19 protein-coding genes and 2 pseudogenes are annotated in these 21,701 nt (G+C 30.5%); 3 read left to right on the top strand and 18 right to left on the bottom strand.

From position 1 onward, the window contains the following. Nucleotides 1–256: 256 nt before the first annotated feature. The 4 genes from ACK2WN_RS06205 to ACK2WN_RS06190 all read right to left on the bottom strand — a co-directional run bounded on the left by ACK2WN_RS06205 (nucleotide 257) and on the right by ACK2WN_RS06190 (nucleotide 3,772). Nucleotides 257–1,246, bottom strand: a complete 990-nt coding sequence (locus ACK2WN_RS06205) for an ornithine cyclodeaminase family protein (RefSeq protein WP_416155107.1) — start codon at nucleotides 1,244–1,246, stop codon at nucleotides 257–259. A gap of 113 nt (nucleotides 1,247–1,359) precedes the next feature. Further along, nucleotides 1,360–2,400 carry a DUF4118 domain-containing protein gene (locus tag ACK2WN_RS06200; protein WP_416155106.1) on the bottom strand — a complete coding sequence of 347 codons (1,041 nt, stop codon included), beginning with the start codon at nucleotides 2,398–2,400 and terminating at the stop codon, nucleotides 1,360–1,362. Nucleotides 2,401–2,518: 118 nt separating this feature from the next. Continuing rightward, nucleotides 2,519–2,995, bottom strand: coding sequence for a threonine/serine exporter family protein (locus tag ACK2WN_RS06195; protein ID WP_300531557.1), 477 nt, complete (start codon nucleotides 2,993–2,995; stop codon nucleotides 2,519–2,521). Continuing rightward, nucleotides 2,996–3,772, bottom strand: a complete 777-nt coding sequence (locus ACK2WN_RS06190; RefSeq protein ID WP_300531560.1) for a threonine/serine ThrE exporter family protein — start codon at nucleotides 3,770–3,772, stop codon at nucleotides 2,996–2,998. Between the two features lie 307 nt (nucleotides 3,773–4,079). Between ACK2WN_RS06190 and ACK2WN_RS06185 the strand changes: the two genes are divergently transcribed. Both ACK2WN_RS06185 and ACK2WN_RS06180 read left to right on the top strand, forming a co-directional pair. Then, a complete protein-coding gene (locus ACK2WN_RS06185; protein ID WP_416155105.1) occupies nucleotides 4,080–4,895 on the top strand; it encodes a carbon-nitrogen hydrolase family protein in 816 nt (271 codons plus the stop codon). 147 nt (nucleotides 4,896–5,042) lie between these two features. Then, complete coding sequence (locus ACK2WN_RS06180; RefSeq protein WP_270839706.1) at nucleotides 5,043–5,720, top strand: phosphoribosylaminoimidazolesuccinocarboxamide synthase; 678 nt, start codon at nucleotides 5,043–5,045, stop codon at nucleotides 5,718–5,720. Nucleotides 5,721–6,093: 373 nt separating this feature from the next. On the opposite strand, the gene ACK2WN_RS06175 is transcribed toward ACK2WN_RS06180, so the two are convergent. The 13 genes and pseudogenes from ACK2WN_RS06175 to ACK2WN_RS06115 all read right to left on the bottom strand — a co-directional run bounded on the left by ACK2WN_RS06175 (nucleotide 6,094) and on the right by ACK2WN_RS06115 (nucleotide 19,535). Beyond that, nucleotides 6,094–8,919 (bottom strand): DNA methyltransferase, encoded by a 2,826-nt coding sequence (locus tag ACK2WN_RS06175; RefSeq protein ID WP_416155104.1) that lies wholly within the window; start codon nucleotides 8,917–8,919, stop codon nucleotides 6,094–6,096. A gap of 199 nt (nucleotides 8,920–9,118) precedes the next feature. Next, complete coding sequence (locus ACK2WN_RS06170) at nucleotides 9,119–9,589, bottom strand: methylated-DNA--[protein]-cysteine S-methyltransferase (protein WP_416155103.1); 471 nt, start codon at nucleotides 9,587–9,589, stop codon at nucleotides 9,119–9,121. 84 nt (nucleotides 9,590–9,673) lie between these two features. Then, entirely contained in the window at nucleotides 9,674–10,330 is a 657-nt protein-coding gene (locus tag ACK2WN_RS06165) for a B3/4 domain-containing protein (protein WP_416155102.1), read from the bottom strand. 154 nt (nucleotides 10,331–10,484) lie between these two features. Further along, nucleotides 10,485–10,928 (bottom strand): annotated as a pseudogene (locus ACK2WN_RS06160) (DNA-deoxyinosine glycosylase); the annotation flags it as partial. A gap of 42 nt (nucleotides 10,929–10,970) precedes the next feature. Further along, nucleotides 10,971–11,348 (bottom strand): annotated as a pseudogene (locus ACK2WN_RS06155) (arsenate reductase ArsC); the annotation flags it as partial. Between the two features lie 15 nt (nucleotides 11,349–11,363). Then, entirely contained in the window at nucleotides 11,364–11,696 is a 333-nt protein-coding gene (locus ACK2WN_RS06150; protein WP_329999566.1) for a thioredoxin family protein, read from the bottom strand. 55 nt (nucleotides 11,697–11,751) lie between these two features. After that, nucleotides 11,752–12,741 carry a permease gene (locus ACK2WN_RS06145; protein ID WP_416155101.1) on the bottom strand — a complete coding sequence of 330 codons (990 nt, stop codon included), beginning with the start codon at nucleotides 12,739–12,741 and terminating at the stop codon, nucleotides 11,752–11,754. A gap of 146 nt (nucleotides 12,742–12,887) precedes the next feature. After that, on the bottom strand, nucleotides 12,888–13,205 hold the full coding sequence (locus tag ACK2WN_RS06140; protein WP_006440629.1) for an ArsR/SmtB family transcription factor: 318 nt from the start codon (nucleotides 13,203–13,205) through the stop codon (nucleotides 12,888–12,890). Between the two features lie 170 nt (nucleotides 13,206–13,375). Continuing rightward, nucleotides 13,376–14,593: an amidohydrolase family protein gene (locus ACK2WN_RS06135; RefSeq protein WP_416155100.1), complete on the bottom strand. Its 1,218-nt coding sequence runs from the start codon at nucleotides 14,591–14,593 to the stop codon at nucleotides 13,376–13,378. Between the two features lie 268 nt (nucleotides 14,594–14,861). Next, complete coding sequence (locus ACK2WN_RS06130; protein WP_416155099.1) at nucleotides 14,862–16,274, bottom strand: RNA-guided endonuclease TnpB family protein; 1,413 nt, start codon at nucleotides 16,272–16,274, stop codon at nucleotides 14,862–14,864. 614 nt (nucleotides 16,275–16,888) lie between these two features. After that, entirely contained in the window at nucleotides 16,889–17,089 is a 201-nt protein-coding gene (locus ACK2WN_RS06125) for a hypothetical protein (RefSeq protein WP_416155098.1), read from the bottom strand. Between the two features lie 306 nt (nucleotides 17,090–17,395). Beyond that, nucleotides 17,396–18,358 (bottom strand): porphobilinogen synthase, encoded by a 963-nt coding sequence (gene hemB / locus ACK2WN_RS06120; protein WP_006440441.1) that lies wholly within the window; start codon nucleotides 18,356–18,358, stop codon nucleotides 17,396–17,398. A gap of 247 nt (nucleotides 18,359–18,605) precedes the next feature. Further along, nucleotides 18,606–19,535, bottom strand: coding sequence for a 4Fe-4S dicluster domain-containing protein (locus tag ACK2WN_RS06115; RefSeq protein ID WP_329998152.1), 930 nt, complete (start codon nucleotides 19,533–19,535; stop codon nucleotides 18,606–18,608). Nucleotides 19,536–19,760: 225 nt separating this feature from the next. Here ACK2WN_RS06115 and ACK2WN_RS06110 point away from each other — a divergent pair, with 225 nt between their 5' ends. After that, a complete protein-coding gene (locus ACK2WN_RS06110; RefSeq protein ID WP_416155097.1) occupies nucleotides 19,761–20,678 on the top strand; it encodes a LysR substrate-binding domain-containing protein in 918 nt (305 codons plus the stop codon). Between the two features lie 80 nt (nucleotides 20,679–20,758). Here ACK2WN_RS06110 and ACK2WN_RS06105 read toward each other — a convergent pair whose 3' ends face one another. After that, nucleotides 20,759–21,580, bottom strand: a complete 822-nt coding sequence (locus ACK2WN_RS06105; protein WP_118549698.1) for a hypothetical protein — start codon at nucleotides 21,578–21,580, stop codon at nucleotides 20,759–20,761. Nucleotides 21,581–21,701: the final 121 nt, after the last annotated feature.

Here is a 21,701-nt window from a genome sequence, read left to right as displayed (position 1 = left end):
CGCCTATGCTTCGCAGCACAAACCTTGCAAGTCGCTATCAAGTTCGTCGGTAGCTACGCCTTTTATGGACTTTCACCACAGATTAATAGCATGCCCGTCATACTAAAAAAGGAACCCTCAAGTAAAACTTGGGTGTTCCTTTTTACGTCTATCTTCTTAATTTTTTATTAATATATCCTTCAACATCAAATTCTTCAAATTCTAATGTTTTCTTAAGATATAGTGGATGATGTGGAGCTTAATTAATAATTATGTATTATTCCCAGTTTGTTCCTATATTTTTTTCTATAGCTCTATCGTAAATCATCTGAGCTGTTACAACATCCTGTACTCCGATTCCTACGCTCTTGAATATTATTATTTCGTCATCTGATTCTCTTCCAGGTATTTTTCCACTTACAACATCGCCTAGTTCTTTATTTAAGTCATTTTCTTTTGATATTATTCCTTTTTTAAGAGGAGTTATTATACATCCTGCTTCTTCTAGTACTGCATCTACTGAATCACAGAATATTTTAGAAGCTCTTTTTATACTAACTTCATCTATTTCGTGCATATTAGGCATATATGAACCAACACCACTTATCAAGGCTCCTTCTTTTACAAGATCACCATCTATAACTGGAACTTCTGATGTAGTTGCTAATACTATAACATCTGCATCTTTTATTGCATCATCTGAAGAATCTGCAGCAACTATTTTTGCTCCATAAGAAGCTAATTCTTTTGACATATCTTCAGCAAATTTTTCTCTTTTTTCTTTATTTCTGCTAAACACTCTAACTTCTTCAAGTTCTCTAGCTGCAAGCATAGCCTCTAACTGAGCTGGAGCCTGCCCACCTGTACCTATTAATGCACCAACTTTTGCATCTTTTTTAGCAAGAAGATCAACTGCTGCACCTGAAGCCGCACCTGTTCTAACCCGAGTTATATATGTTCCATCCATCACAGATATAACTTCACCTGTAGTTGCATCCATTAATATAACTGTCGCTGGAACAACTGGTTTTCCTTTTTCAGCATTTCCAGGGAATACTGATACTATTTTTATCCCTGCACAATCTAATGATTTTACATATCCTGGCATGAATAACATGCTTTCTCCTTCTCTTACTGTTCCTAAATTTGTTCTTATTGGAACTACAGCATCTTTTTCACTGAATGCCTGATACGCTTTTTTATCAGCTTCTATTGCATCTTTCATTGTAAATACTTTTTTTATGTCTGATTTGTTAAGTAGTAGCATTTTTAACATCCCCCAACTTTTAATTTTTAGAAATTTTATTTTCTTTGTTAAGTCTATTATACTTGTTTCGTGAATAAAAAAACAGAGAGAAAAATTTTCTCTCTGCTTTATATCTAATTCTCATCATTTACCTTATTTACTGTGCTATTGTCATACAAGAAATCATCAAGAGTAGCATAATCACTTCCTGTAATTCTATTAATCTTCTGAACAAGTTTTTCCCCTTCTCCTTCGATAATAGCACGATGTCTTCTTGCATAAATATTTTCTCTTTCAAGAGCAATTGCAGTTTGTTCTGCTACAACCTTGATAATTTTCTTTTCCTCATCAGAAAGAATTTCTCTCTTATAGCATGCAACACCGATAACACCAAGAGTCAAGTAATTTCCTTTTATTGGAACATAATATGCATTACTTCCTTCTTCCTTTATACCTGTTTTTTGATATGTAGAAGTATTTACTTTTACACCTACTCCTTTAGTCTTACCAGTTCTAAAACATTCTTTTATAATTTCTCTTTCTTTTACTAATTTAAATAAATTTTCGCTTCCGTTATTATTGCATATATACACATGAGGCTCCATAAGGTTTCTTCTCTCATCTGCTATTGTTATTAATATTGTCTTTCCAAGTATGTTTACAAGGTTTTCTCCACAGTTTTCAACAACTTGTTCTCTATCTCTAGCTTTTAAGAACGATCCATCTGTACGATACAGCATCTCCATTTTCTTAGCTTGTATTTTTTCAGCCTCGACCTTCTTTTTAAGCTTAGATGTTATACCTGCAGCTAGCAAAGAAACTCCAACCATAACGGCAAAAGAAAGTGTATACATCTTTTGTTCTACAGCAAATGTATAACGAGGGTTTATAAAGAAAAAGTTATATATAAACATTGATGATACCGAAGCTATTGTTCCAAAAATATATCCTTCTGTAAATCTAGCAGTTAATACAGCAGCAAGTACATAAAGTACAACTATACTTGTATTGTCCATTCTACTATTTTCAAAGAATAATGCTAGACACGTTATACCAGCCAATACTGATACTAATCTTATCCCATTGCCAAATAGGTATGACTTCAGATGTATTTCTTCTTCATTATGATGATACAATTTAGCTTTTCTATCTTTGTAAAAATTTCTTTCTATCACTGTTTATCCTCCCTTCTCATTTTCTAATATCAGAATTATATTATATACCCTTCGCATACATTAATCTAGTTATTTTTAGGTTAATTTAGTATATTTGATGTATAAATTTTATATTCCTCTATATATTTTTCTTCTTTAATGTTATATTGAATTTTTTTAAGAATTTAGCAAGGTGGAAGTTTTTAAATATAGATGTAACAAACACCAATGAAAGTGCCAATGCTCCAGCAGATGCCAGGGTTTCTGTCATAACATTTCCTGCTGTAACATAGTGCTCAAGTATAAATTCATATATTGAACGATACACACCAAATCCCGGCACAAGCACGATTAATGCACAGGCACTAAGTATTGTAGCCGGAATCATATACACCCTTGCACAGATTTCACAGTATACACTAAATGATATACCTGCCGCAAAAAAAGCAGCCCCAGGTGCAAATCCCATATATATAGAAGTTATTTTATATACAAACCAACCTATAGCTCCACCTACACCAGCTACTCTAAGGGTTCTACCTTTTATATTGAATAAAATTCCAAACCCTACAGCTACACCGTATGCAGCTACAGTTTCAATTAATATCCTTATCATTTAAAAGAATCCCCCTCTCAAGTACCAGTTTAGGACTAATGCCATTCCAACTGCAATTGATGTACCTATAAATACAACCTCAGATAATTTTGCTGTACCTGCAACTAACTGCCCATCCAATATATCCCTTATCGCATTTGTAAGTGCAAAACCAGGAACTAGAAGCATTATAACCCCTGCTATTATGTAGTCCATAGTTTTTAAAACTCCGCCCTCTACACATATAACAGATGCCATAGCAATAAAAGCAGCACAAATTATATTTACAAAGAATTCGTTAAGACTCTTATTAGATAAATATTCTTGTAAAATCTTTGTAACCATTCCAACTAAAAACGACATTATAAAATCTATTTCTCCACCACCAAATAAGATAGAGAAACAAGATGTCACAAGTCCTGCCCCAAGTATTGTTATTGTATGGGAGTAACTTTCTTTTTTGCAAATCTCTTCTAATCTCTCTTCACATTCATCTATACTTAGATTTTCATATGCTATATTTCTAGACAATGCGTTTATTTTTTTCATCATATTCAAATCTGTAGATCTCTCGTTTATCCTTTTAACAACTGAATAAACTTTTTTATTCTTATACACCGATAATAATAATGTAGTCGGCGTTGCAAATACTTCGGCATTATCTATCCCAAATGCCATACATAGTCTTTGAATTGTATCCTCTACTCTATATATTTCACCGCCACATTTCAGCATATTTCTCCCAGCCTCAGCAGCAAAGTTGAGGATTCTGTCTATATCCTCAAAATCTCTCTCCATTTTTTTCCCTCCTTTATTTACTTTTTTTACACAACTTTAAACAATAAATTTATCTTTATTGAATAATTTCTTTTAACAACTCTAGACAATTATACAACATTTATCACTACAATTCGGCATAAATTATACATTTCTATAGATTACATATTTAGCTATAGTTTTTGGTTATAGTTTCAGAAAATTATTCACTCAAAAATTTTATTTTTGTGTAAAATCAACAGTTACAAGACTTTTTCTATGATATAATACAGATAATATATAAATTTCAAAAATTCAAAAATATTTTACTCTTTTAAAGGAGGTAAAAATGAAAATAGCAGTTTGCCAAATGAAAGTTTGTGATGATAAAGATAAAAATATATCTCACGCATTGGAGATGATAGATGAAGCCGCTAACAATGGTGCTGAAATTATAGTCTTACCAGAGATGTTTAACTGCCCTTATGAAAATAGTTACTTTCCAGTATTCGCTGAAGAATATCCAGGAAAAACTACTGAAGCTTTAAGTAGTGCAGCAAAGAAAAATTCTATCTACTTAGTAGGTGGAAGTATTCCCGAACTAGAAAATGGGAATATCTACAATACTTCATTCGTATTTGATAGAAAAGGGGAACTTATTGGAAAACACCAAAAGATGCATCTATTTGATATAGATGTAGAAGGTGGGGTTTCTTTTAAAGAGTCTGATACACTTTCTTCCGGACATAATGTTACTATTGTCGATACAGAGTTCGGAAAAATAGGTGTGGCTATTTGCTATGATATAAGATTTCCCGAACTTTCTCGTTTAATGGCTTTGGAAGGTGCCGAACTTATTATCCTTCCTGCAGCATTTAATATGACTACTGGACCTGCTCATTGGGAACTTTCTATAAGAATGAGAGCACTTGATAATCAGGTTTATTTTGTGGGCGCTGCACCTGCTAGAGATGAATCTGCATCTTACGTAGCTTTTGGAAACTCTAGGGTTTCAGACCCTTGGGGTAATATAATAGCTGCTGCAGATGAAAACGAATGCATATTATATGCGGATATAGATAAAGAGTACACTAAAAAAGTAAGAAGTGAACTTCCACTATTAAAACATAGAAGAACAGATTTATATTCAGTGAACTTTTTTTAATTTTTTTTAAAAAAAGTTCAACTTTTTGACTATTTTGTGTTATAATAGATTTTGCAAAAGGGAAAAACACCCTCAAAATCCGAACGCTTTTCGGATTAAGTAAAAAAGACTATAATTAATTTTTATATATTCATTGGAGGAAAAGGCATGAGAAAAGTATACACAGGTAAAACTAAAGACGTTTTTGAATTAGACAACGGTAATTTTGAATTATTATTCAAAGATGATTGTACTGGTAAAGATGGAGTATTCGATCCAGGTGAAAACTCAATAGGTTTAACAATAGAAGGTATAGGTAGAGAAAACTTAAAAACTTCTGTTCACTACTTTGAATTATTAAAAGAAGCAGGAATAAAAACTCACTACGTTAGCGCTGACATAGAAAAATCAACTATGGAAGTATTACCAGCTAAAGTTTTCGGTAAAGGTGTAGAAGTTATATGCCGTTACAGAGCAGTAGGAAGCTTCATAAGAAGATATGGAGAATACATAGAAAACGGAGCTAAATTAGATGCTTACGTTGAAGTTACTTTAAAAGACGATGAAAGATGTGACCCATTAGTTACTTCTGAAGGATTAGAAGCTTTAGGAATAATGACTCAGGAACAGTTCGATCAGATGAAAGAAAGAACTAGAAAAATAACTGCAGTTGTTGCTAAAGACTTAGAAGAAAAAGGATTAGAATTATACGACATAAAATTCGAATTCGGATTCTACAATGACGAAGTTATATTAATAGACGAAATAGCTTCAGGAAACATGAGAGTTTACAAAGACGGAGAAATAGTTGATCCAATGGACTTAACTAAAATGATATTAGCTTAATTAATAGAAATATAAGACTGTTGCAATTTTTGCAGCAGTCTTTTTTTTATAATCTGTTATGAGTTTACTAGTTGTTAAGAGTGGATAAATCAAAATTTGCTAATCTTTTGTTATTATGGGAGCATATGAGATATAGACAAACTCCTCTCCAGGCTTCGACGTGCGTGTAGGTAAAGCATTTTGTTGTAATTAAAACTCACGTCTGCAGATTGTCGAGAGAGTTTTGTCTATATAACTCATATGCTACATATTATAAATATCTTATCAAATTTTGATTTATTCCACTCTTTATAAGCTAGTAAAATATTAAAAGCTTAATAATAAAAGGACTGCTTGCAAAATCTTGCTAACAGTCCATATATTTTCTATTAATTTATTTTTCGTCGGATAATTTTTTGTACATTTTCATTAATTCAGATACGCATTCTTCTTCACTCATTTTTGTATTAAATCCATATGCTGCCATAACAGCTTTATCATTTGCTATATGTGCTTTTCTTAATTCTGGTGGCATTGTTAATGGATTATATAAATCTTCTAACGTATTGTTAGTAAATTTATCACGTGCATCTAAAATCATTTGTGCTGTTTTTTCAATTTTTTTCTTATTTTCCTCACTTATATATGGGAATGGGAAATTATTATAAATTAGTGGTGAATATCTATATCCAGTTCCTAATCTTCCACATAAAATTCTCATCCATGCCATATGTACATTTGATGTTAATATTCCAAATAAACATAAACTTGCATCCGGAATCATATAACAAGCATCTCCAACGATAATTTCTGATGACATAAATCCTATAGGAATATATCTTCTTTCTCCAGAAGAATGTCTTGGAAATAAAAGATATGATTTATTTGGTTGACGTATTTGGCAGAATAAATATGGATAATCAGCTTTTTTTCTTATACGTTCTGCACTACTTGCTAATCTTTTTTCTTTAATCTTTTCAAATCTTTCTTTAAAATCTTTAATTTTAGAAAAATCTGCTGGATTACCATCTAACAACCAAATACAATATCTAGAATATACTCCTTTTATATTTTTTATATATTCATCTCCTCCTACAAAAGGCTTTATATAATTTGCAATATTAGGATATTTTTTTTGAATTTCTATTGCCTCTTCTGATTCAAGGAAAAGATTCCCACCATCACTCGGCTCACTACCTTTTATCATTTTAGGAAAACCTTTGGGTGGGATATTTTTTCTACTTTTTACCCATATATCATCTGCATCATATAGATATGCATTAATATATTTAGCTTCTATTTTTTTATTTCCTTCCCAAATATATTTTTTCCCAATATATGGAGCTATAGAAAATCCAACAATAACACAAACAACTGTAGCACTATTAGACGATTCACTACTCCATTTGAATGAACGATGAGCAAAACAAATTTCAATTCCTTTATCACTCATATTTTTCCAAAATGTTGGAACACTTTCTCCTTGACATATTGAATTTGTTGACACAAATGCAGTTTTTATTTTTCTATCTCTACTATATAACATATAATCAATAGATTTTGAATACCAACATAATACATAATCAAGTTTTGTTTCTGAACTACCTTTTCCAAAAATTAATGCCATATCTTCCACTTGTTCTTTAGTTTTTTTATAAACAAAAGGAGGATTTCCCATTATATACGATAATTTTTCTGGAGGTACTACATCCTTCCAATCGATTCTAAGTGCATTTCCCTCAGTTATATTTACATAGCTTTTTAATGGCAGGAAGTCATCATCAAATCCATAGACTATATTTTTTGTTTCTTCAAGCATCTGTGATTCTGCAATCCATAATGCTGTTTTTGCTACCGTAACTGCAAAGTCATTAATTTCAATCCCATAAAATTGTTGAATAGATACTTTTATAGGGTTATGCGCTTCATCACCTAAAGTTATCTGACCACCAATTTTTTCTTTGATAACTTCATTTTCTAGATGTCTAAGGGATAAATATGTTTCTGTTAAAAAGTTTCCTGAACCACATGCTGGATCTAAAAAAGTTAATTCAGCCAATTTATCTTGAAAATCATCTAATTTTTTATATTTTGTTTTTTGAACCTTTGTTTTTTTTATTTCTTCAAATTCAGATTTTAAATCATCTAAAAACAACGGATCTATTACTTTATGTATATTTTCAATTGAAGTATAGTGCATTCCTCCAGTTCTTCTAGTTTCTGGGTTTAGTGTTGATTCAAATACAGCTCCAAAGATTGTAGGCGATATATCTCTCCAGTTGAAATCTTCAGATGCATTTTCTAAAAGCATTTTTTTAATTTCTTCTGTAAATTGAGGTATTTCAATTGTTTCATCTGCAAATAATCCTCCATTAACATAAGGGAATTGAGAAAGATCTTCTTCTAAATATTCATCTCTTTCTTCAATAGGAGTATCCAATGTTTTAAATAATTCGATTAACGCACGTCTACAATCCTTAACATCATAGGCTGCTAAATAATCATGAAACATATTTCTTTTACCAAATATTCCAGCATCTTCTGCATATAAACAGAATACTATTCTTACACAAAGTGCATTTAAACTTTTAAGTTTATTCTCTCTTTTTTCCTTTTGTTCAGTAGTTTCGTCTTTTTCCTTAATTTCTGGAATTTTATATTGTTTCAAAAAAGCATCGTAAATTAAGCCAACAATATCACCAGCTTTAATTGAAACTTCCATTTCTTTAGAGATAGATTTTACTTCTTTCTTTACTAAGAAGTCTAAAAGTTGATATTTATCTTGTAGTTCTGTTAATTCTATTTTTAGAGCTTTTGGGACTCTTTCATTCATATCATAAACCCATATTTCGCTGAAATTAGATGTAACTATCCATCTTGCTTTTTCATCATATGGTAAATTGTCATTATATCTTTTTGCTTGTTCATATGGTGTTAAATCAATATCACCAGAATTATTAAGCTTTTGATCTAACCCTATTCCTAAGCTCTTTTGTTCAATAAGAACTTTAGTTTCTGGTATATAAACATCTATACGCTTTGTATGTCCGTTAACTATAACTTTTTTCTCAAAATTTATACGTTCTGTGATATTATCCATTTCAAAAATATTTGTTAAAAGATCAATCCAATAAGAACGTCCATCTTCATCTTCTTTTCCTTTACCAGACCATCTATTGATAAATTTACGGGCAGCTTCTCTTTGCTCTGCAACTGTCATTATATCTCCCTCCTAATAGTTATTGTTTTTTGAAAATATTTTATTACTTATAATTACACACTATATTTATTATACTATCACGAATTTATATTGTTGTCATATCTAATCAATTCAATAAAAATAGCTACTAAGTAATAACCTCAGTAGCAATTTGTTTAGAATTTTAAAATTATTTATTTTTCAAAAGATAGAATTTATCTTATATTTTGATATTGTATTTTTCTATTTTTAGTAGTTTTTCTTTTATATTAAGTCCTCCTGCATATCCAGTCATACTTCCATTACTGCCAACAACCCTATGACATGGAACTATTATTGCTATTGGATTTTTGTTGTTTGCATTACCAACAGCTCTGCAAGCTTTTTCATTCCCTATTGCAATCGCTATATCTTTATAACTTCTAGTTTCACCATATGGAATATTTAAAAGTTCTTTCCATACCTTCTTTTGAAACTCAGTTCCTATCATCTCTATTTCAATATCAAAGTTTTTTCTTTTTCCAGACAGATATTCTTTTAATTGTAGATATGTTTTTCTTATAGCATCTGTTTCTTTTTCTATTTCATTTTCTTTTTTATAATCAGAAAATACAAGTCCGATTATCTTCCCGTCTTTTTCAGATATTTTTATCGTTCCTATTTCTGTATCGTAACAAAAGTAATTAATCATAATTCTAAATCCTATTCTATATTTTTTATAGTTTATTATGTATTTCAATCCAACCTAAATTTTACATAGACTATATTCTCATTATTATTCTACTATATTAGTTTTTATATTTTTTCCATCGGCATATTTTTCAAGAAGTCCTTTTATTTCATTCATTCCACTTTCTAATTTATCTTTTCCTGAGAATGAGAATAAGCACATCATTATTTTTTCCGCATTTTCATCTATAGCAGCTCTTCTTGAATCACTTGTTGGGCTACCAAATTTTCCTTCTTCATCAGCTAGAACTGGCATATTAGCTACGTTTACAATATCTTTTCCAATACCTTTGTACTCATCACCCTCTATTCCTACAGTGAATACTATATTTTCTCCTATGTTTTCTGTGTTATAAGATCCTATTGAGAACTGAGTTTTCATAGATATTAGGTTGTTTATATCTACAATATTATTTACAAAGTATATTCCTTTTCCCTGAAGTACTCTTCTTATAAGCGCTTCTGAAGATGTTCTGTATCTTGAAGGATTTTTCCCACAAGCTTTGTATGCTTTTCTATTTGCATCTATTGTTTCTTCTGAAGATAAATCTTCTAACTTTATGCTTTTTGTAAGTAGTTCACATTCTTCATTTAATAATTTTACAAGTTCTTCTGAACTTTCTTTTACTTTTACCTCCGCTTCAACTACTCCAACCATACAATCTGGTACTAGATTTTTTAGCTTTTCATCAATTCTTAACATTTTTTACACTTCCCTTTTTAGTTTTTTATTTACAGTATTATTTTACAACTTTTTTATAATTTTTTCACTCTTGGCACATATAGTCCTCTCAATAAAAAAGCTGCTACAAAATACTTGTAACAGCATCTTATTTATATTCAATTTTATTTTACTTTTATTTAATTACTTTCCAATCTTCTACCAATTTCTCTATAGAAAAAGCTGCATTTGCTGGACTTGTAGAAGGCAATTTTTCAATCTCTATACCTACATCTGAGCAATATTTCTTGTATAATTTAAAAGATTTATCTCCATTTGCAAATATCCTATCTATTTTACTGTTCTTTACAACTTCAGTTATATCATTTACAACTACATTTTTTATACTGCTATCACTAGAACCTTTGATAACACAAGATTTTATAACGTCCCAAATTGCTATGTTATTTTTTAATAGCATTTCCTTTTTTTCTTCTATAGTAGTTGGAAGTTCTGTTTCTGTAAGATTTGAAATCACTTGCCAAAATCTATTTCTAGGATGTCCATAGTAGAAATTCTGCTCTCTTGATTTTACCGATGGAAAACTTCCAAGTATTAATACTTTTGAATTTTCATCGTATACAGGCTCAAAAGTGTGCTCTACCTTTTGATATTTTTTGTATTTCTCTCTTAATTCAATTATATCTTTTTCTATTTCTGAGATAATTTCTTTAAATTTATCGTCACCTTTTCCTGTAGGATCCTCAAGTTTTAAGTCCTCATCAAACTTTCTTCCTATTATTGGACAAGATACTCCACATCCCATAGAAACCATTAAATCTACCTCTGGTATATCTTTCATCAGTTTAGAGTGTTGATTTTCTTCCATATCTATATTGTATATTTCTTTCATTAATCTTATAGCATCTTTATTTATTTCTCTAAGCTCTGTTCCAGCTGAGTATGTTTCAAATACATCTGATGCGTATTTTCTACAAAGAGCCTCTGCAATCTGACTTCTACAAGAATTATGAACACAGATAAAAGCTATTTTTAGCATATTTTCACCTCTTATCTATATATTCTTTTTAAGCAGCTCAACTATTTCATCGGTTTTCAGTATTTTTCCAACAGATACTACTTTTTCATTTATTACAATACCTGGTGTAGACATAACTCCATAGGTAACAATTTCTATTAAATCTTCTATTTTTTCAATATCTGCATCAAGATTTAATATTTCAACAGCTTCTTTTACATTATCATTTACTTTATCGCACTTTTCGCACCCTTCTCCAAGCACTTTAATGCTAACTTTTTCATTGCTTATATTAGTATTTTCTTCTTTTATAACTTCTTTTTCTATATCATCTTTTTTCTTATTCTTTCCAAATCCAAAAAGTCCCATATCTTCACCTCAAAATTTTATTATTTTTCAACTAATTTTATCAACATATTCAACACTATATCAACATATATCCAAATGCATTGAATAAATACCCTATTAATATTATACCAATAGTTACAATAGCAAAGAATAGTCCAAGTAATTTAGGTTTTACCGCTTTTCTAAGCATTATCATAGATGGTAGAGATAGCGCTGTAACTCCCATCATGAATGAAAGAACTGTTCCAAGTCCCGCTCCCTTAGCAAATAGACTCTCTGCTATCGGAACTGTTCCAAATATATCTGCATACATTGGAACTCCAACCGCAGTTGCTATAGGTACAGAGTACCATCTTTCAGCTCCAAGCACTTTTTCCACAAACTCTGCTGGAATTACATTGTGTATAATCGCTCCAATTCCAACACCTACAAATATATATGGAGCAACTTTTTTAACTGTTTCTAATACTTTTTCTTTTGCAAAAGATATTCTTTCCTTTGTTGTAGGCTCTTCTATATCTAAATCAACATTTGGAGCTTTTCTTATAAATTCTTCTATCTCATCCCCCATATTAGATTTTTCTATAATCAATCCACCTACTACAGCAAGAATTAACCCTACTATTACATACGCAACAGCTATTTTAGTACCGAATATACTCATTAAAAGCACAAGTGATCCTAAATCTACAAGTGGAGAGGATATTAAAAATGAAAATGTCGCTCCCAAAGGAAGCCCTGCACTCGTAAATCCTATAAATAACGGAATTGATGAACACGAGCAAAATGGCGTAACTGTTCCCAAAAGTGCTGCAAGTATATTAATTTTTATTCCTTTGAATTTTTCTAATATCTTTTTCGTTTTTTCTGGTGGAAAATAGCTTTGAATGTATGATATTACAAATATCAACACAGATAGCAATATAAATATTTTAATCACATCGTATATAAAGAATTGAAGTATTCCATATACTGTAGAATTGCTATCAAGCCCCAATTTATCTAGTCCCATTCCTACTAGGGTACTTATCCATTTCATTCCCAAGATTTGATTTTGTATAAACATAATTTCCCTTCTTTCTTTGTTTATATTTGAATTTTAAATCTATATATTTATATGTATCGATATATAAATCTTTTTAAAAGCCATCCTAAATATAGATGACTTTAATTTCTTCTATTATATATATGACTATTTTTCACATACTATGATTATTTCTCACAATCACAGCTATTATCTGCATTTAACTTGGCTGATGCTGCAAAATCACTTAAAAGATCAAACACTGAATCAAATGAAGATTCTATTATACTGTAGTGCATCCACTTACCTTCTTTTCTACCAAATACTATTCCAGAATCACAAAGTATTTTCATGTGGTGAGAAAGTGTAGACTGACTTATCTGCAGTTCTTCAAGTAGCTTACAAGCACATTTTTCTCCATCTTTAAGTATTTCTAATATTTTTATTCTATTTTCATCGCCTAATGCTTTAAATATTTTTATTTCTTTTGTATGTAGTGAGTTCATTTCTATCCCTCCTGATAGTTTATATTATATTTAATATATCGATATATGTCAATATGAACTACTCGCAATTTATTTCTAAAAAAAGACTCCAAAAGCAATTACAAACTGCTCTTAGAGTCTTTATATTTTATAAATGATTTTTATATTTCACAAAATTTAATTTTTAATTATTATATAAATCTTACTCCATCAGAGTATACAGCTTTTCCATTTAGATAAACTGTGTTTATATTTTTTATACAATCTATATTCTGACTTAAATCACCATCCACTACTGTTATATCTGCTATATATCCTTCTTCTATTAATCCAAGTTCATCGCCTTTTCCAAGAACTTTTGCTGGATTTGAAGTTGAAGTCTGCACAGCCTGAACTGGAGTTATTCCGTATTTTACCATGTAGCTCATTTCTTCAGCTATTGGTAATACTGGCGCTCCATACATTACCATATCACTACCTGTACATACAGTTACACCTGTGTCGTATAATTTTTTGAAGTTATCTCTGTATGATTCATAAGCTGGTTCATAGTATGCGTAATCTCTCTGTTCTTTAGCTGCAACAGGATCATTGAATACATCTGCATTTCCTTCTTCTATATTCTTTTTACATACTTCATATAAGTAAGTGTATGCAAATATCGTTGGAGTCCAAGCTATTCCTTTATCTCTCATCTGTTCTGCCTGTTCAACAGTTAAGAATGTTCCATGTTCTATTGTGTCAAATCCTGCATCTATACACATCTGGATTGATGGATGTGTTCCTGCATGAACAACACATTTTATTCCTCTTCTGTGGCATTCGTCAACAGCTGCATCTAATTCTTCCTGAGTAAATTCAGGTATATGTGAACGGTGGCTAGTTAGAAGTTTTATCCATTCTGCACCATCTCTCATCTGTTTTCTTATTTCTTTTCTGATTTCCCAAGGACCGTCAACCTGTACAACTTCATCCCAACAATGTCCACCAGTCATACACATTCCAGCGTCGACATGAGTTATTCTTGGTATAGTTATAAATCCTTTTGATTCAGCTAGTTTTAGAGTTTTACATACTCCATGTGGAGAATAGCAATCTCTTATACTAGTGATACCTTTTGTAAATGCAGCCTGTGCATGCTGAAGTGCATACATCATTATCATCTGGTCGTTGTAGTTAAAGCTATCTGGCTGACTATACCAGTATCCAAGATGTGCATGCATATCGAACATACCTGGCATTATTGTAGCATCTCCAAAATCTTTTACTTCTTCGTTTGGATATTTAGTCTTTACTTCTTCTAATGTTCCTACTGTTTCTATTATTCCTCTTTCATTTATACATACAGCAGAATTATTTAAAACCGTTTTCCCATCACCTGTAATAATTTTGTTAGCAGTAATTATCATAACATTGCCCTGGTTCTAAAAATATATACAAATGTACTCATTTTAGATATTTCGCTCTTATTCTATCTTTTGATAGTTTTAAGTCTTGGTTGAGCCAGTTATCTCGATAAAAATTTTTATCTCGATTATCCCACAACCGTATTTTTTATTTATTTAAAGTATTTTATCTAACCCCCGTCATCGATAAAATACACCCTCTATTTATCAACAGTTGGATAAATACAAAATATATTCGTGATTAAACAAAATATACTTTTAACATATCTTTTTACTTTATATCAGCAATTCTACTTTCTAGTATTTCCTTAACTTTCTTATAACTTGTAAACATCTTTATTTCTTTATCATATTTTCTATCTAAAATATTTTTACTTGCATTTATATCTGCATGAATTTCTCCACAATTATCACAAACAAATGAATCTCCATTTCTTACACCAAATCTTCCACATTTACTACAAATTTGACTTGTATATGCTGGATTTATGTATGTAAATTCAATACTATTTAATTTGAATTTGTATTCAAGTCTATCTTTTATGTAGCCTTTAATCCATCTAGATAACTTTCTTTTTACAGATTTTGGATATCTGTCATCCCAATTTACAAAATCTAAATTTTCCATTACAACTTCCTTCGGCTTTTCTGACTTTATAAATTCATTGATATTTTTGTTGATGTAAGATTTAACTGTTTCATTGTGTTTATTTTTGTTTTTTCTGTATTTTTTCTTTCCTAAATTATTTTTAAGTATATTATCTGCTTTTTTAGTGTTACCTTCTTCAAGGTATTTTCTTCTAAGTGCGAAAAATCTATTTCTATTAGCATTTTTATCACTTAACCTTTCGGTTTCTTTACTTAAATAATAATTCAGTTTTTCTCCATACAGATTTCCATTTGACGTTGCAAGCAAGTATCTATATCCTTTGTCTATTCCTATAATATTTTCGTTAGTATTTTCCTTTGATTCCACTTCTAATGGAATATTTATTCTCACTACATTATCTATAATTTTGATTTTAAGTATTTTATTGTATTTATTTGAATCTCTTAGTTTAATCGGTACTCTTTTTCTTGTTTCCATTGAAGCTATATAGATATAATTTTCGTTTAATTTATTTTTTGAATATCTATATAAACCTGTATCTATAGAAAAAGAATTTATTTTGTTCGTATAAGGAACTTTCCCTTTATATCTTCTAGTGTATCTTTTTATCAAGTTATTCAAATATTTAATATTTAAGTTTTTCCCTTTAAATTTTTTAGGAATATCAAAGTTTATATTGTTTAATACGTTATAATAAAGCTTATTTGCTGATAGTATATAATTTATATAATATCTGTCATCAGTAGATAAATGTTCATTATTATAAACAGCAGTCCTAATTTCATTTTTTGTATTAGACCAACCAGATTTTATATTTCCAATTGCATCTTGTAATGCTAATTTCCAATATCTAGCTGGTAAATCCCACTGTTCATAAAACTTTGTACTTACCCATTCATCTCTGATTTTTCGAGGTTTTTCAATGATTAAAAGACTTTTTATTCCACTATATCTTGAATATACGTAATTTTTAACATTTTTGTATTCCTTTCCTATTTTTAATAGTTCTTCAATTTTATAATCATCAACTTCATAGGAATATTGTTTTACAGTTTTAGTTATTGTCTTTTTCATTTACCTCACCTCAATTCTATAACAAATTTATCTTTCTAATTATATTATATACAAATCGAAGTTATATTATACAAATAATATAAAAATTTTTTTAAGTTTTTAAATAAATAAAAAATACGGTCGTTATCTCTAAAATACATCCGTATATATTTTTAGAGTGTTCAATCGGAATCGCTACTTTCCAATCAGCTCTCAGAATAGATAAATTAAAATACGATTTTTAATTTTATTCACGAACTTCTTAATGTTTCCATTAAGCACAGACTATATCACCATCTAATTTTTTAGATGCTCCCCATTTCCACCACCAATAGCTTGTGATGTACGGCATTTGCCTAGTCGTTGAACCTTATCCTGTTCGGATCTTGGCTGCTGATTATCCATTATTAAAGCACTTAGGATTTAACCTTATGCTATCTAGTTAATTTTTTCTGCTTTCACAACATTCACGCTTGAATATTTTTCAATTCTACGTTGTAGTTTAACTAGCTTTAGGAACTTCCAGCAATTAAAGGAGTTTTGGGCGATTTCTCGCCTCTCTACACTCGTTATGAATGTAGGGAGCTTTTTGTAAAAATATATTTGTCTATATATGTATATTTTTGACTATATTTTTAACAACTATATAGTTGCTCCTTATCGCTCTCATCAAACATTGAATTAACTATCCCATTCAACCCGAACATAAACATCAAGGACGTCATCATAACAGGATAATAATCAAAATCTCTAGCAAAACACAATACTAGCTGAAGAAGTGCCAAAGAAATAAACGTCACTCCCCAAACAACAAAATCCTTCTTATTCTTTATCATATAAGTCAACTCCCATAATATATATTTTATTTATGTAAATTATACCACAGACCTATAAATAATCTTTCTTCATTTTTTTCTCAATTTTCTCAAAATATCTAACTTCAAACCAGTCCCCCCACCGTGTACGAGCGACAGAACTATAAACATAATTAATTATTGGTATAAAAAAGAAGGGAAGTAAGTCAAAACAACGACAATTCTGCAAGCGCCTCGCAACTTTGAAATGTGTTACTCTAAAGTGCGAGGCGCTGAAGCCTGGAGTCCTTTTGACTACTTCCCTTCTTTTCTATATCCCAACATTAATTATTTTATTTTCTTAGCGATATCTTTTGCAAAGTATGTTATTATCATATCCGCACCAGCTCTTTTTATTGAAGTAACTGCTTCCATTATAGCATCTTCATTTAAAAGCCCTTCCTTAACTGCTAACTTAAGCATTGAATACTCACCAGAAACATTGTATGCACAAAGTGGCATATCAAAATTATCCTTAACTCTTCTTATAACGTCTAAGTAAGAAAGTGCAGGTTTAACCATTATTATATCTGCTCCTTCTTCTATATCTAAAGCACATTCTCTTAAAGCTTCTGTGCTATTTGCTGGATCCATCTGATAAGTTTTTCTATCTCCAAATGATGGAGCTGAGTTTGCAGCATCTCTAAATGGTCCATAGAAACTTGAAGCATATTTTGCACTGTATGCCATTATTCCTACTGTTTCAAAACCATTTTCGTCAAGTGCATTTCTTAAAGCACCTATTCTTCCGTCCATCATATCAGAAGGAGCTACCATATCAGCACCTGCTTTTGCATGGCTAACTGCTATCTTAGCTAAATATTCTAATGTCTGGTCGTTATCAACATAACCTTTTTCTGTTAATATTCCACAGTGTCCGTGGCTTGTGTACTGGCACATACAAACATCTGTTATTACGTTCATCTCTGGAGCTACTTCTTTTATCTTTCTAACTGCTCTCTGAACTATTCCATTATCTGCAAATGCTTCTGAACCACAAGCATCTTTTTCACCTGGTATACCGAACATTATAACGTGTTCTATTCCTAATTCTACTATCTCTTTTATCTCAGCTTCTAACATATCTACTGAAAAATGGTAAACATCTGGAAGTGAAGGTATTTCTTCTTTTATATTTTCACCTTCAACAACGAATAGTGGGTATATAAGATCGTCTACATCTATTTTAGTTTCTCTTACTAAATTTCTCATTGCTTTGCTTATTCTAAGTCTTCTAGGTCTTTTTAACATATCAATTCCTCCATTTAAACTTTTAACAAATTTCTAACAATCTTTTAAAAATATTTAGAGTTAGAATGTATTACTTAAATTTTACTTTATTTAACACCTGTATTTATTTTAAATGTATTCGGTTAAAAAGTCTAGTCTTTTTTACTTTATATTAAAATTTTTACAAGTTAAAATACAAATAAACATTGAAATTTTCATATTTAGAGTTTTAAAATAGAACTATTTTAATTTTTATGAATTTATGAAATTAAAATTCTCTTGCTAGTATTTCTTCTTTTCTTGAAAGTATATCATCGCTTAAAAGTTCTTTTTCAACTTTATCAAATCCTACTCTCTCTACAGTAACTGCAAATCTTTCTCCAAAGTTTCCATTTTCTCTGAAGAATAATATTGCTTTTTCTATAGTTTTCATTACTTCTGCTTCGTCTGTAAATATTTTTCCTAATAATTTACCATGAGAAATCTGTTTACCCCATCTTCCTCCAACGTAAACTTTGTATCCCTGTTTCTGTGTATCCATTGCCTTGAAATAGCATTTTTCTATACATCTACCACAGTTTATACATTTATCGTAATCTACAACCATAGTTCCATCAACTAATTTAGCTGCTCCAACTGGACATACTGCCTCAACAGCACATTTTTTACAGCTCTTACATTTATCTAAATTTATAGCTGGAACTCTCGCCCCTATAACACCTAAATCGTTTAAGTTTGGTTTTACGCAGTTATTTGGACATCCACCAACAGCTATTTTGAACTTGTGAGGTAGATTTACATCATGCCATTTTGAATAGAATTCGTCGTGTATTTTTTCTGATAAATCATAAGTATCTATAAGCCCATACTGACAAGTTGTCCCCTTACAAGATACAACTGGTCTAACTCTCTTTCCTGATCCACCAGTTTCTAGCCCTTTTTCTGCTAAAAATTCCATAAATGGCTCTATATTTTCAAATGGTATTCCTGGACATTCAAAAGTTAATCTTGTAGTAACTAAAACTTCTCCATTACCAAATCTCTCTGCTGCTTCGGCTACATTTCTAAGAACCTCTGCACTTACCTTACCATTTTTTGTAATTACTCTTCCTGAAAAATTATCTGTTCCTTTGTTGCTAAAAAATCCTAAAGCTTTTACTCTAGTTTCCTCTGCCTTACTTACTGTTAAAGTTGCCATACAAATGCCTCCTAAAAAATTTAATATTTTCCCAATTTATAGTCTAAAATTTCCTTATTAATAATTTTGTTACCTAAAAAGCCTCTACTTATTAATATAACACTTTTTCATATAGGTTTAAAATTATATTAAATTATCTTCTCAATAAGATTTCCTTATAGTTACTTGTAATCTTTATGCTATAATTAAGTTATAAATCATTCATTAATTCAAGGAGGAATTCCTATGACAATAAGACATTTAAAAATTTTTGTAAGTGTCGCTGAAAATGGAAAAATGAGTACAGCAGCGTCAAAGTTTTTCATATCTCAACCTGCAGTAAGCCAAGCAATTAAAGAACTAGAAGACTACTACGGCGTATTATTATTTGATAGAATTTCTAAAAAATTATACATAACTGAAGCTGGCAAGAAACTTTTAGAATACGCTAAAAATGTTTTAGCAGAATTTGACAAATTAGAAGAAGGTATGAATGCTTTTAAAGACGTTAAAACTCTTAGAATAGGCGTAACTGTAACTGTTGGAACAAACTTTATCTCTAAAGTTTTAGCTGAATTTAAGGAAAATACTAAAAACGTTGAAACATATATAAGAATGAATAACACTAAAAATATAGAATCCCTTCTCCTTGAATCAGAGCTTGATTTGGCTGTTGTCGAAGGTAAAGTTAAGAACAAGGAGCTAATCTCCATACCAGAAGTGGACGATATCTTGGTGCTTCTATGTTCAAAAAATCATCCATTCTACGGTAAAGAGCACATCACATTTGCTGATTTAAAAGATGTCAACTTTGTCCTTAGAGAACCTGGAAGCGGAACAAGAGAACTTTTTGAAAAATACCTTGAAAAACACAAATTAAAAATAAATGCAACTTGGGAAGCAAGCTCTCCAGAAGTCATCAAACAGGCTGTAATTAACGACGGATGCGTAACTGTAGCTTCTTTAAGACTCTTTGAAAAAGAAATCAAAAGCGGTGAAATGTACGCATTTAAAAACAAAACTAAAGAATGGAACAGATCATTCTCTGTTGTATACCATAAAAACAGAAAACTGCCTGAATACGCTGAAAAATTCATAGAAATCGTAAAAGAAAACAAAGAATTTAACATACTAGAAGATATAAAATACGGAATACTATCTTAATCACAAACACATTAAATTTTTGCAAAATAAAAAGAGTTAGCTACTACAAAATCTTGTAACAGCCTAACTCTTTTTATTTTTTATCTAAATCTGCCGAAAATTGCAGATATCATCATTGATAATACAGTCACCGGTATAGATATTATTATGCAAGTCGTCATAATCAGGAACATATAAGTAACCAATCTTATAAACTTTCCACTAAAATCTATCCCCATAAGTCCAAAAATAACCGTACAAAGCACGATTATAAGCACAACTATAGGAATTGCACTCTTGCTATTTTCTATATCTGCTCTACTAAGCGACAAATGTATGCAAATTGAGTAAATCGCAAATAAAAGAACTATTCCTTTTATAGAAAATAGCGATGGCGAACTTATAATTAAAAACAGTGTATTTATCCCAGCCATAACTATATGCACAATAAACTTGAATAAATCCAGGTTTTCAATCATTTCTAAACTCTTCTCAATATCTATAATCATATTAAATATCGTAAACTCGCTGCCTAAATAGAATTTTATCAACACGTACACGATAAAGCTTCCTATTATAACCGGTGCAGTTCCTATAAAGAAATCTCCAATCATCTTGTAGACATTACCCTTATTTCTCGAGTGAACTACTCTCCCAAGCACTCCATCAGACTTGCTCTTTGTAGGTCTAAAAAGCTCTACCTTTTCGACATCGTGCCCAAACAACTTACACGCTAAAAAATGGCTCATCTCGTGTATTGGAACTCCTACAATTCCAGTAACCAAAATTCCCTTGCGCCCAAGCCCATTTTGCAAATAATCTATATTTCTATCTTCAATGAAGTTTAATATAAGCCCCAACAAAAACGTACCCAGTATAAAATAGGCAGCATTAAACAACCCATCAAACAAAAAAAGCTTCAATATATTTAATCTCCTTCCCTCAAAAGTATCATAAACATATTATAAACTTCTTTTGTTACATTTTCACCTTATTTTTAATAATTTATTAGCTTGTAGTAAATTACTCAAATCAAAATTTGCT

This window comes from Peptacetobacter sp. AB800 (genome assembly GCF_047807365.1).
Lineage (GTDB): Bacteria > Bacillota > Clostridia > Peptostreptococcales > Peptostreptococcaceae > Peptacetobacter.
The sequence above is the reverse complement of the archived record's forward strand: the minus strand, read 5'-3'. Positions and strand labels throughout refer to the sequence as shown.